This is a genomic window from Pelorhabdus sp. sgz311001 (assembly GCF_055901755.1).
In genome coordinates this window covers 68,614-81,711 of record NZ_JBVXUT010000003.1, presented here as the reverse complement: position 1 = coordinate 81,711, position 13,098 = coordinate 68,614, and the positions used below count along the sequence as shown (strand labels likewise).

Annotated in this window: 11 protein-coding genes; all 11 read left to right on the top strand. The window is 45.1% G+C overall.

Annotation, left to right across the window (positions count from 1 at the left end; genetic code table 11):
* Positions 1-258: 258 nt before the first annotated feature.
* The 11 genes from AC0MXB_RS09230 (at position 259) to AC0MXB_RS09180 (ending at position 13,095) form a co-directional block, all read left to right on the top strand.
* On the top strand, positions 259-864 hold the full coding sequence (locus AC0MXB_RS09230; RefSeq protein ID WP_474039377.1) for a peptidylprolyl isomerase: 606 nt from the start codon (positions 259-261) through the stop codon (positions 862-864).
* 6 nt (positions 865-870) lie between these two features.
* On the top strand, positions 871-1,146 hold the full coding sequence (locus AC0MXB_RS09225) for a GIY-YIG nuclease family protein (RefSeq protein ID WP_474039376.1): 276 nt from the start codon (positions 871-873) through the stop codon (positions 1,144-1,146).
* Positions 1,127-3,052: an ABC-F family ATP-binding cassette domain-containing protein gene (locus tag AC0MXB_RS09220; RefSeq protein WP_474039735.1), complete on the top strand. Its 1,926-nt coding sequence runs from the start codon at positions 1,127-1,129 to the stop codon at positions 3,050-3,052. Before AC0MXB_RS09225 ends, AC0MXB_RS09220 begins: the two co-directional genes overlap by 20 nt.
* Positions 3,053-3,254: 202 nt before the next feature.
* Entirely contained in the window at positions 3,255-3,455 is a 201-nt protein-coding gene (locus AC0MXB_RS09215) for a cold shock domain-containing protein (protein ID WP_474039734.1), read from the top strand.
* Positions 3,456-3,565: 110 nt separating this feature from the next.
* Complete coding sequence (locus tag AC0MXB_RS09210; RefSeq protein ID WP_474039375.1) at positions 3,566-4,444, top strand: NAD(P)-dependent oxidoreductase; 879 nt, start codon at positions 3,566-3,568, stop codon at positions 4,442-4,444.
* Positions 4,437-5,600, top strand: a complete 1,164-nt coding sequence (gene sfsA / locus AC0MXB_RS09205) for a DNA/RNA nuclease SfsA (RefSeq protein ID WP_474039374.1) — start codon at positions 4,437-4,439, stop codon at positions 5,598-5,600. The genes AC0MXB_RS09210 and sfsA overlap by 8 nt, the downstream gene beginning before the upstream one ends.
* Positions 5,601-5,648: 48 nt before the next feature.
* Positions 5,649-6,227 carry a hypothetical protein gene (locus AC0MXB_RS09200; protein WP_474039373.1) on the top strand — a complete coding sequence of 193 codons (579 nt, stop codon included), beginning with the start codon at positions 5,649-5,651 and terminating at the stop codon, positions 6,225-6,227.
* A gap of 30 nt (positions 6,228-6,257) precedes the next feature.
* Positions 6,258-9,449, top strand: a complete 3,192-nt coding sequence (locus tag AC0MXB_RS09195) for a winged helix-turn-helix domain-containing protein (protein ID WP_474039372.1) — start codon at positions 6,258-6,260, stop codon at positions 9,447-9,449.
* 152 nt (positions 9,450-9,601) lie between these two features.
* Positions 9,602-10,381, top strand: a complete 780-nt coding sequence (locus tag AC0MXB_RS09190; RefSeq protein WP_474039371.1) for an alpha/beta fold hydrolase — start codon at positions 9,602-9,604, stop codon at positions 10,379-10,381.
* A gap of 1 nt (position 10,382) precedes the next feature.
* The gene (locus AC0MXB_RS09185) at positions 10,383-11,657 is read left to right on the top strand and encodes an MFS transporter (RefSeq protein WP_474039370.1); all 1,275 of its coding nucleotides are present in this window, start codon (positions 10,383-10,385) and stop codon (positions 11,655-11,657) included.
* A 22-nt stretch (positions 11,658-11,679) separates the two neighbouring features.
* On the top strand, positions 11,680-13,095 hold the full coding sequence (locus tag AC0MXB_RS09180) for a tannase/feruloyl esterase family alpha/beta hydrolase (RefSeq protein ID WP_474039369.1): 1,416 nt from the start codon (positions 11,680-11,682) through the stop codon (positions 13,093-13,095).
* The last annotated feature ends 3 nt before the right edge of the window (positions 13,096-13,098 follow it).

Here is a 13,098-nt window from a genome sequence, read left to right as displayed (position 1 = left end):
TTCTCCCCATCTCATTAGAATGTCATAAAAACTTCCCTTAATGTCTTTTTCAAAAGGGTGTTTGTACGCCTACATAGATCATTATAGAATTTTCACCGAATTGTGTCAATGCACAATGGAAAAAAGTTTATTATTTTATGAAAGGTGTCTTTTGGGACGAAACAAGCTAAGGACTTCCTCTTTTCGCGGAAACTCTAGTAGGAACCAAGGCTTTTATACAGAATATAAACTAAGAAGCAGATTATTAGGAGGAATAAGATGAGAAAGACTTTTTTGATGATTACAACGATTTTTCTTGTGAATATGTTTTTTGTAAGCGGCTGTTTTAGCAGTACGCCCACTGAAACGGAAAAGCAAGCAAAGCAGTCTGAGCCGCAGGCGGCAAACCAAGCCGAGAAGGCACAAAACCATGTTGCTGTTTTCGATACGTCCATGGGAACTTTCAAGGTTGAGCTTTTTGAAGACAAGGCGCCGAAAACTACTAAGAATTTTATTGATTTAGTGAATAAAGGGTTTTATAATGGGTTAACCTTTCATCGGGTCATTGACAATTTTATGATTCAAGGCGGCGATCCCAATGGCAATGGCACTGGGGGGCCTGGCTATACGATTCCTGACGAGTTCCATCCTGATTTAAAGTTTAACTCTCCTGGTATTTTGGCAATGGCCAATGCTGGACCGAATACCGGTGGTTCACAGTTTTTTATTACGGTGAAAGAAACGCCATGGCTAGACCGCCATCATGCCATTTTCGGCAAGGTGGTTAATGGTTTTGCTGTTGTTCTTAATATTAGTAAAGTTTCGACGGATGGCCGTGACAAGCCCGTGAAACCCGTTATCGTCAATAAGATTACGATTGAATAGAAAATTATGGCTTATGTATATATGGTAAAATGTGTTGATGGGACTTTTTATACAGGCTGGACGGTCAATCTGGAGCAGCGGCTTCAGCGGCATAATGCTGGCAAAGGGGCGCGTTATACAAGGGCGCGCCGTCCCGTTTCCCTGATTTATTGGGAGGCCTGCTCTGACCGCAGTGAGGCGCAAAAACGGGAAGCAGCGATAAAGAAACTTGACAGGGCGCAAAAAGAGCGCCTTGTCGTTATGTTTAGGGAGATACGAAGTGATGAATATTCTAGCTTGTGAAGAGCTTTGCAAAGGCTTTTCTGATAAAACTTTATTTGACCATATTACACTGCATATCGATTCTGGCGATAAAATTGGTTTGATTGGTGTAAATGGTACGGGAAAATCAACGCTGCTAAAATTGATTGCCGGACAGCTTTCGCCTGATGCTGGTAAGCTTTGGGTGAATAGCCCAGCTACGGTGCGCTATTTGCCGCAACAGACGGATTTTGTGCCGGAAGCAACTGTACTGGAAGAGGTATTTAGCGGCGATTTACCAGTGATGGTCTGTCTGCGCCAGTATGAGGCCGCGCTGCAGGCCTTAGAGCAAGATCCTGGTAGCCAAGCGGCCCAACAGCACTTGCTGAACTTAACGGCTAAAATGGATGAGTTAGAAGGCTGGCAGCTCGAAACAGAAGCGAAAGCTGCTTTAACAGCTCTTGGCATTACTGATTTTTTGGCGCCGATGCAACAACTATCAGGTGGTCAAAGAAAGCGAGTGGCTCTTGCGGGGGCCTTGGTTTATCCTTCCGATCTCTTGATTCTTGATGAACCAACAAACCATGTAGATGCTGAGGCCGTCGAATGGCTCGAAGAGTTCCTTAATAAACGCAAGGGCGCCTTGCTGATGGTTACCCATGATCGTTATTTTCTGGATCGTGTCGCCAATCGCATGATTGAACTTGATGGCGGTCGCCTTTATACGTATAAAGGCAACTACAGTGATTTTCTCACGTTGAAGGCGGAACGGCTGGAACGGGAAGAAGCAATGGCCGAAAAGCGCGAGAATCTGTATCGCCGAGAGCTTGCCTGGATTCGGCGCGGGGCGCAAGCTCGTTCGACGAAACAGAAGGCGAGGATTGAGCGTTTTGAAGAGCTGAAGGAACAGCCGCGGCGTGTAAATCGCGAATCGCTTCAGATGGAAAGCTTGTCAAGCCGCTTAGGTAAGCAAGTATTGGAATTAAAGGAAGTTACGCTGTCCTTTGACGGACAGGTCATTTTACAGGATTTTAGTTATATTGTCTTGAAAAATGATCGCGTCGGAATTGTGGGCAGCAATGGTCGTGGTAAATCAACGCTCTTAAATCTTATTGATGGTAGGCTGACGCCAGACAGCGGTGTGATTGAGCGAGGTCAGACTGTGAAGATCGGCTATTTTTCTCAGGATACCTTGGAAATGGACGATTCTTTGCGGGTCATTGAATATATCGAAGAAGAAGCGCATTATTTAGAACGGTCAGACGGCACGCGAATTACTGCCGCTCAGCTTTTAGAACGGTTTTTATTTCCTCGTAGTCAACAGTGGACGCTGCTTGGCAAGCTTTCTGGCGGTGAGCGGCGGCGGTTGCAGTTGCTGCGGATTTTAATGGGAGCGCCTAATGTTTTGCTGTTAGATGAGCCAACGAATGATTTGGATATCGAAACTTTGACGATTTTGGAAGAGTATCTCGATGAGTTTGCAGGAGCCGTGGTCGCTGTTTCCCATGATCGCTACTTTTTAGATAAAATGGCCGATAAAATCTTTGCTTTTGAAGGCCCAGGGGAAGTTGTTCAATATAGCGGTTCTTATAGTGATTATGAAGCAAAACGACAGGAAAAAGAAAAATCTGTAGAGCTGCTTTCAACTAAAGAAAAACCGGTGGCGCCTGTTGTGAAGGAAACCTCCCAACCGCCGCGCCGTCAAAGCGTTAAGCTTACGTTTCAAGAACAAAAAGAATATGATGGGATCGAAATGGCTGTTGCAGAGACGGAGGGGCTCATTAAGGCTTTGACTTTGGCTATGGAGGGAGCTGCTAGTGATGCTTTTCGGCTCCAAGAACTCTATGACGAGAAGCTGGCTATGGAAAAAAAGCTCGATTTTCTGCTGGAACGCTGGGCTTTTTTGAGCGAAATTGTCGAAGAAATGGAAAGAAATCGCTCGCAATAATTGCCTACAGAAAAGTAATTTTTAGAAATTGCCTCGAAAAATTTGCAAAATCCGTTTGCTGTGGTATAATGATTATGGACATGGAAAAAAGTGAAGTAATACATAAGACGATCTTGCGCCTCTTTATCGTCACAGGTTGAAGGAACAAAGCAGTTTGAGGTATTCCGCTTTTTTCATGGATTTCTTTTACGGGAGGCCATTCATAATGGTAGGAAAAGTTAAATGGTTTAATGCAGAAAAAGGTTTTGGATTTATTGCTCGTGAAGATGGAGACGACGTTTTTGTTCATTTCTCCGCAATTCAAGGCGAAGGTTTCAAAACCCTTGAAGAAGGTCAGAACGTCGAATTTGATATCGTTCAAGGAAACCGTGGACCTCAAGCGGCTAACGTTGTTCGCCTGTAATAACGCGTTGCTTACTAAAAGCACTTCTCACACGAGAAGTGCTTTTTTTGTGGATTTTTTTATTTTCCAGGTGGTATAATTCTCTAAAAGACACTCTGGAGGCTATGATTATGAAATTGCCGAAAATTGGTTTTGTTGGTACAGGCGTTATGGGGAAAAGTATGGCTGGGCATTTACTGACAGCAGGTTATTCCGTGATGGTTTATAATCGGACGAAAGCGAAGGCGGAAAAGCTGTTAGAGCAAGGCGCCTTATGGGCGGAAACCGTCGCTATGATGGCGCAAAGCTGCGATATTATTATTACGATGGTTGGTTATCCGAAGGATGTGGAAGAAACCTATTTAGCTCCTAGCGGACTGATCGCGCAGGCTAAGGCTGGAACGATTCTTATAGATATGACAACTTCTTCGCCGCTTCTAGCAAAAAAACTTTATGAAGCCGGAAAAGCACGCGATGTGGCCGTGCTTGATGCGCCTGTTTCCGGCGGTGATGTGGGGGCTCGGCAGGCCAAGTTATCCATTATGGTGGGCGGTGAGGCCAAGGTTTTCGAAACGGCCCTGCCTATTTTTCAGTGCCTTGGCACCAATATTGTGAAACAAGGCGGTCCTGGTGCGGGGCAGCATACAAAAATGTGCAATCAGATTGCCATTGCTTCAAATATGATGGGGGTTTGTGAAGCCATGGCTTACGCCAGAGAGGCCGGGCTTGACCCACAGCAGGTTCTCACAAGTATTGCTACAGGGGCGGCAGCTAGTTTTTCCTTAAGTAATTTAGCGCCGCGCATGCTTTCTGGGGATCAAGCGCCTGGTTTTTATGTGAAACATTTTATTAAAGATATGAAGATTGCCTTGGAAGCGGCGGCGGAAATGAAGCTGGCTTTGCCAGGTCTTGCTTTAGCGAAAGAGCTATATGAACAACTTGCGGCAGCAGGCCATGAAAATAGCGGTACTCAGGCTTTATATCTTTTATATCAGGCCCATAATGAATAGAAAAAATTCTTTGGGCGATTTTCCGGTGATAGAAGCTGTTTTTATTAGGCGGCCCAATCGTTTTGTTGTGATTTGTACAGTGAATGGACAGGAAACAACTGCCTATATGCCGAACCCTGGAAGAATGTGGGAGCTTTTATTTGCCGGTGTAGCTCTCTATGTAAAGAAAAATCCACCAGAACAAAAATTGCCTTATACGGTTTTGGCTGTGAAGCGGGAAGACACTTGGATCATGCTGCATACGCACTGGGCCAATGATGTAGCGGAAGTGCTTTTGCGCTCAGGTCAGGTTCCAGGACTAGAAACAGCTACGGTAGTGAGGCGGGAAGTGAAATTTGGCCAGCATCGCTTTGATTTTTTGTTGACTAAAGATGAAAAGCCTTATTATCTGGAAGTGAAATCCTGTACGCTCTTTGAGGGATCTGTGGCTATGTTTCCTGATGCGATTACCGAACGGGGACGTAGTCATGTAGAAACCTTGACGCAATTGGCCCAAGCAGAGATCGGCTGTGGTGTTCTCATTTTAATTCACTGGCCCTATGCACGCTACTTTCTGCCTGACTACCATACGGATTTTGCCTTTGCCCAGACTTTTTGCGCTGCTAGCGGTCAAGTGGATTTTTATCCTCTCGCGCTAAATTGGCACGACCAATTAGCCTATGAAGTGATGCCGCAGCAAGTTACAATTCCTTGGAATTTTTTAAGGGGAGAAGTGCAAGACGGCGGGTATTATTTAGCGCTGTTTCAGTTTACGGCAAAAACTGCTGTAGTGGCGCCAACAGGAGAGACCTTCGATTTGTTGCCAGGATACTATCTTTATGCGGACAAAGTAAGCGAGAACTTGACGCAGGCAATCAATCGACTAATGCGGCAGCGTAAGAAGCCGATTACCTTGGCGGAAAATCTACGTAGTAAATCAGCGAGTTGCAAAGTTTTGGCAATCCGGACGACAGAAGCTTTTGACCAACAGCTTCATAATGTTTTAGAGGAGTTGGCTCTGGCGCGGCAAGTGATCCAGTGGTCGCCTCGCGAAATGGAGGAAGCCGTGCAGCTCTATAAGCTTGCGGGAAATCCGGTGCAAGACCGTCGATTTATAGCGCTATTACAATTCTTCCGTATGGAGCGCCTTACGACTGAATTAGAGTTGAAGAAATGATGTATCGGTTTACTTAAATGAAACGATAGAAGGGAACTACATTTACTTATGAAAAAATGGATTGATCAGGCTTCACTGTGGATTTTTGATCGCTCTTTGTCGATTAGCTTTATGATTCTTTTAGCTACGATCCTTTGGATTGGGGCCAATGTGTTTTATCAAGATATGTCAAGTATTGATTTACGTCAGTTAGGGCGAGACGGCAAAGAACTTGGCAAAGTGTCGCTGCTGTTTGCTTTTGGCGCTTTTGCGTATTATGGCTTGCGCGAGTTTTATATTTATGGCCGTAAAAAAATTCCTTTGGTAGCAAAGTATCAGGCTAACTTCCAGTTTGCTGTGACGGTTCTAAGACGGCTGCATATTTGGTTTGGTGTTTTGGCGATTACCTTGGCAATTGACCATGGTTATTTATTATGGAGCATTTGGAATGTGCGTCATCCGGGTCTGGATTCTTTGCAGCGAGGAGCAGGATCGGGTTTTTTGGCGTTGGCCTTCCTCGGCTGTTTGGCTATCTCAGGACTTTTGATCCGACGTTATGCAACAAAGCGCTCTTGGCGGACCGGTCATCGGTTTGGCGCTTTGCTGTTCTTTGCCGGCTATTTAGTACATCAGGCTAGATTTTTTTAAGTTTATTTTAGCAGCAAAGGGGTATTTCTTATGCGCTCTGTTACATTACTCCAAAGTAAGCTGACGATTCCTGCTTTAGAAAATGATGTAATTCTTCGCGAGAGTCTGATTCAGATGCTGCAAGAGGCTGCTCGTAAGCGCTTAGTTGTTTTTACTGCTGGTGCTGGCTATGGTAAGACAACCGTTTTAGTGCAATATTTAATGGGGAAAAAACGAATCTGCTGGTACAATCCTGGACCGGAAGATGATAATGTATATACTTTTTCTTTGTATCTGGCCGGAGCGCTTGATGCTTTATTGCCGGGAATCCGTTTATGGTATGAAGAAAAAATCAGCGAAGAAGAAAAATTTGACTGGAAAATTGCTTTTTCACTGTTAATGGCTGGTATGGAGCTGTTTAGTTCCAAATCGCCAGCGAGTATACTGGTAATTGATGACTGGCATCATGTACAGGATAGTAGCGAAATTCGCCTTTTCTTTAATCGTTTTCTCGCTTGCCGACCGGAGTGGTTACAGGTTATTTTGCTATCAAGGCAGCAGGTGGCTTTAGCTGAAGTGGAGCGACTGCGAGCGAGCGACGATGTTTTGGATATTACCGAAACGGAGCTTACTTTTTCTTTGACCGAAACGAAAAGCTTGCTCCAACAATTTCATAGCAAACTCGATCATAAGCAGCAGATCAAGCAGATTTATGAATATACCGAGGGCTGGGTTATTGCGATTCGGTTGTTCATGAATTATTGGCAAAAGGAGGGGCTATTTCCAGGGGAATCTTGGCAATTGGAACCAGATAAGCTAAAGGCTCTTTTTGAATATTTAGCCTATGATGTACTAGAAAGACAAACGCTAGAAATGCAGAACTTCCTATTGCAAACCGCTTTAACCGATTCTTTTTCCTTAGCCTACTGCAAAGAGGTTATGGGAGATCGGTTTTTTGCCGCTTTATTGGAGAAAGCCTTAAAAAAGGGCTTGTTTCTTTATAAAGTGGGACCTGATGTGTATCGTTATCATAATTTATTTCGTGAGTTTCTTTGTCGGGAAGCAAAATTTCGGATTGGCGACTTGGCGGCAACTTACAATAAAATTGGCCTTTTTTACAGAAAGCGCAAATTGATCGAACGGGCGCTACCGTTCTTGCTGTTAGCAGAAAATTGGCAAGCTCTTTGTGAATTACTTTGCGAAGAAGGCCGTCACTGGGTTAGCAGCGGCCGTGGTAAATTGCTCAAAAACTATATTGAGGAATTACCTGTCGAATATCGACAGCGTCCGGAGATTTATCTTGCTTTGGGCGACGATAGCCGTTTTGCCTGCCATTATGATCAGGCTATTGCCTGGTACAATCAGGCTAAGACTGCTTTTGATGCAGCAAAGTGTTCTAGTGGCTGGAGTAAGGCCATGCGAAGCATTGGCGAAACTTACGTTGATATTATTCAGCCAGTTCATGCGCAAAATTATCTTAAATTAGCTTATAAAGCGCTAGATGTAGAGCTGACGCAAGAAAAAGCAGCGATACTTGGACTGATGGCTGAAAATATGATTAACCGCGGCAATCCGCGGCGGGCCGAGCGGTATCGTCGCCTAATGACTGGAATTATGCCCTTGGGGTTAGAAGATAAAAATAATTTAGCAGCTCGTATTTTATTGCGAACAGGACGATTGAAAGAAGCAACGGAAATGCTAGAAAAACGCTATAGTCGTGAACAAGCATCCTATCACGTGCCGCGCTCGTTTCGTGAAACGACGCTATTATTATCGCTTTGTTATACCTATAGCGGCAAACAGGAAGCGGCGATTTCCTTAGCTCAGGCTGGTATTGCTTTGGCGGAGAAGATGCGCTCGCCCTTTGTTTTGGCGATTGCCTATGTGCGCAAGGGCCATGCTTTGCTTCTGCGTGAAGCCACAAGGAAAGAGGCCTGGGAACTTTATGGCAAGGCCCTAGAAATTGCGGAACGAATGGGGATTTCTCGCAGTAAAACAGAACTGCTGCAAGGCTTATCGCTGCTTCATGCATTGAAGGGCGACTGGACGAAGGCTCGTAAAATTGGTTTAGAAGGAATTGCCATTACTGAAACAGTACAGGACCGCTGGTTCACCGCTGTCTTATACCATACCTTGGGAATGGGAGCAGTCATGGTAGAAAATCAGGCAGATGCCAAAACCTTTTTGCAGAAAGGGTTAGCTTTATTTTCTGCGTGCGGTGATTCGTTTGGACAGGCCGTTTCTTTCTGGTGGCTCGCCCTTTTGGCGGCAAAGTTGAAACAACGGACGGAATTTCAAGAATTCTATCAGCAGTTTTCGCAGCTTGTTGGGGAATATGGTTATGAGTTTTTGTTGGAAGGCCCTTCTTTGCTAGGAAATGTGGCCGCGTTATCTTATCAGCCTTTTGCGGAATGGTCGGCGGAATATGACGAGAGCGATAGGAACGGTGATAAAACCAATATCGAGTTGCGCATCAAGACGCTAGGCCCCTTGCAGCTGTGGCGGTACGGCGATGAAGTGGCGCCAAGAGAGTGGCGGCGCGGTAGTTCACGACAACTTTTGGGGCTGCTGTTGACAGAAAGAAACTGTTTAGTGAGTAAAGAGCGAATTATGTGCGAGCTATGGCCTGAGGTAAACCAACAAACAGCTTTGCGGAATTTTAAAGCTGCTTTGCATGATTTACTTGCTGTATTAGAGCCGTTGCGCCGTCCTCGTTCGCCTAGTTCTTATATTATAAGGAAAGGCAGCTGCTACCAATTGCTTTCTGAAAATATGGTGATTGATGTAAGTTGCTTTGAGACCGATTTAGCGAAGGGGATGAGGCTGGCCGAAGAAAGTTTAACTGATGATGATCAAGATAAGAATCAGAAGGCTCAAATGATCCTGGCAAACGCTTTGAAAGGGTATGAGGGCGAGTATTTGGCTGGCGAAAGTGGCAGTGATGCTGTGCAAAAAGAACGAGAACGACTCAGAACTTTAGCTGTAAACGGGGCTGAACTATTAGCCTTGCTGCATATGAAGCGGCAAGAATATGAGCAGGCGCTAAGCTGGTCGCAATGGATTTTGCGTCAGGATATTTGTTGGGAGAAAGCCTATCAATTTATGTTGGAGCTATATGGTAAACAGGCAAATCAAGTGATGCTAGTACGGACGTATCAGCGGTGCGTAGATGTACTAGAGACGGAATTAAGTGTTACGCCTTCGCCTGAAACAGTAAAACTGTTCCGGCGTTATCGGGAATAATCATATATTTTCCTAGAAAACTGAAAATGTATCATTTCAAAAGGCTAAATTGCTAATTTTCGCAATTTGGCCTTTTTTGTGACTATTTCGTAACTTGTTAGTAACTTCCTTTCGTTACAATAAAAGCAATCTAATTAAAGGAGGCTGATATTGTGTTAGCTCAGGTGAATGGGATTCAGCTTTATTATGAAACAGCAGGCGAAGGTGAGGCCATTGTGTTTATTCATGGCCTAGGGGAGAATAGTAGTTCCTGGCAGCGGCAAATGGAAGCGTTTCAGAAAACGCATCGTGTTATTGCCATGGATCTTAGAGGGCATGGCCAAAGTGAAGACAATGACGCAGTCATTACGATGGAACTTTTTGCGCAGGATGTACTTGGACTCATGGATATCTTGCACATTGATCAAGCCCACTTTGTCGGTCACTCCATGGGCGGGCTGATTAGTCAAGAGATTGCAGCACATAATCTTTCGCGCATTCTTACGATGACCTTAAGTGATAGTGCTGGCTTTTATCCTCCGCCCATGGGAACAACAGGCTTAGAAACACGGTTGCATAATATCGACACTTTGCCGATGGCGCAAATGGCGGCAACAATTGCTACTGTGGCTTGTCGTCCTGATGTACCAGAAGCAGTAAAAGCCGATATTGAAGCGATGTTTGCTCAGAACCGCAAGAAACCTTATTGCGAGGCGACCATCGCTACGCTGCAGGCCGATTATCGCCACGAACATCATAAAATGACAGTACCTGTATTATTACTTGTTGGTGAGTTTGATCAAACTACGCCACTTTCTTATGCCCAGTTTTTGTTGGAAGCTTTGCCAAATGCTACGTTAAAAGTCATTTCGCAAGCAGCTCATATGACAAAAATGGAAAATCCCACGGAGTATAATGCGCTGCTTAGCGAATTTTTGCAAGGGGGGAAATAATATGGGCCAAGAAAAGAAATTCTTTTACGGCTGGTGGATTGTTTTCGTTGCCTTTTTATCGGTAGCGATTACTTATGGGACGAAAGGTGTTTTTGGCGTCGTTCAATTGCAGATGCTTGACGAGCTTCACTGGACACGAGCTTCGATTGCCGGTGCTATGTCGGCAAATATGCTTGTTTATGCTTTGGCAGCTCCCTTTGTTGGCAAATTTATGGATAAAGTCGGAATACGGACTGTTTTGATGGTTGGCGGGTTTTTGACAGGTATTGCTTTTTTACTTGTCACGACAGTCACTGAGACTTGGCAGTTTTACTTATATTATGGTTTATTACTTGGTCTTGCCAATACGGGAATGGGCATGATTCCTGGTCCGACAGCGGTCAATCGTTGGTTTGTTCGTAAACGCGGCAGAGCTTTGTCGATGGCCTTGGTGGCATCTCCCGGCGGTATCGCTGTGTTTACTTTTTTGGCGAAAGACTTGCTGCCGACAATTGGTTGGAAAGGTCTTGTAAGTATTATGGGGATTGCCTCTTTTGTTCTGGTTATACTGCCTGCTTATTTTTTCATGCGATCTAATCCAGAAGAAATGGGACTGCTACCTGATGGCGATACGGAGAAACCGCAAGCGATGGTGGCCGCTGCAGCAGGACCGGATCAAAGCGGCGAACGGCAATGGACCTTAACGCAGCTATTTACATCACCATTAGCCCTTGGTGTGTTTTTCGCTTATTTTGTTATGGGCGGCAACGGCTGGGCGCAGCAAGTACACCAGGTGCCGCATTTGATTAAAATGGGTCTGAGCAAAGACGCGGCAACAGTTGCGCTTGGCATGAATATGATCCTTGCCGTATTATCTATGTTGATTTGGCCAGCTATTTCTGACTTTATTAAACGTCGTACTGCTGTTATTTTATCCTTACTCATTCAAGCGGCAGGGACCATGCTGCTGCTAAATGCGCATGATATGACCATGACTTATGCTTTTGTCGTGATTATGGGCATCTCTCATTATGGTAGCTATGGTTTGTTCTCCGCTTTTGCTGCAGATACGTTTGGACGGAAAAGTCTTGGCACGGTTAGCGGTGCTATGGCGATGATCGGAGCAGGCGGCGCAGCCCTTGGCATTTATGCTGGCGGAGCTATTTATGATGCAACAGGCAGTTACAATCTGCTCTGGCAAGTCGGTTTTGGCGGTCTCTTGGCAGGAGCGCTGCTGGTTTTTTTGATGCGGTCCAAAGATGCGGCACAAAGCACGACAGCAGGTCATGCTAGCTAAAGTGAGGATGGGGAGAGTGAGAGTGGTGCGAAGTAAAATCAAAATTTTATATCTGGCATTGCTGCTGATTTGCTTCTCTGTACCAGGATATGCAATGTCCACACTGCTTCCTGGAGCACATACGGTCAATGTGATTGAATATGACGACCTTACTACGAATAATCCGGCTATTGGCGCTCTATCAGAAGCGCGGCGTGTGGCCCTAGGCGAAAATGATTGGTCTTCCGGAAAGCCAGTTCGTCCGGAATGGTATAAACCGAAATTGAAAATTCCCGGGAGGGAAGTCACGGGGTATTTCGAGGATTGCTATTTTTTAATTAGAATCCCGCAGAATTGGAATGGACGACTTGTTGTTGTCGGGGCGCCAGGGTTTGGTGATGCTCGTTCTACTGACGCTGTAATTAGCGATTATGTCTTGACGAAAGTCGATGAGCAAGGCGGCAGCTATGCCTATGCTGTATGTGATAAGGGTACAACAGGCGAGCAAATCCCTGCTCCTGATGGGAAAATTTATCCTTGGGCGAAAGCCATGAACGCTTTAAGCAGTCAAGAGGATTCCTTAGAAGAATGGAATTTGCGGCTGCATCAGCTGACTGTTGCTGCGAAGTCGCTGCTAAAATCCTGGAAGGGAAAAGAACCTGTCTATACTTATTTATGGGGGTATTCGAACGGCGGTTATATAGCGCGCTACGCCATTGAACAGGACAGTGCTTTATATGATGGCATGCTTGACTGGGAAGGTGTTCTCTGGCGAGCTAGAGAGGAGAATCTAATATCAAGTTTAACTACGGCAGTAAACTCCTGGGAGATACTGAAACAATCACAGGTCGATCCACTGCGGCGACAGCAGGCTATTGCGGCGTTAGAACGTTTGGGACTGCCGATCGAATCAGAATTTCTCTGGCCACTCCATGGTACGGCCTATTGGTTGCCCACACTAAATCTTCACCGAATGAAATACGATCCTGAGTATCTTACGCGTAATTGGTGGGAGTTTTTATCTCATCCTGAAGATTATCAGCATTATGATTGGTTGGCGCGGCCAGAATTTATTAAAGACCGTATCGCTCGTTTTGAAAATAACGGGAATATACAAAAACCAGTGATTACCGTTCATGGAACCTGGGATTCACTGCTCTTTGCGAATGTTCATGCGAAAGCCTATGAACGGCTGGTAAAGTCACAAGGTAAAGAAGACTTATACAGGCTGTATATGGTTGAACAAGGGAATCATTTTGAAGGTTTGGTTAATAAACCAGGCGTCGATTCAGAGCATAAATTACAGCCCTTGATGCCTTACGTGCATCAATCTTTTGATGTACTTGTGAACTGGGTGGAAAAAGGGATTCCAGCGCCTGCCAGTATGACGCTGCCTGTTCCCGCCAATAAAGACAAGGCCATTGATCTTTGGACAGGTTATGAGATTGACAAATATTAAAAA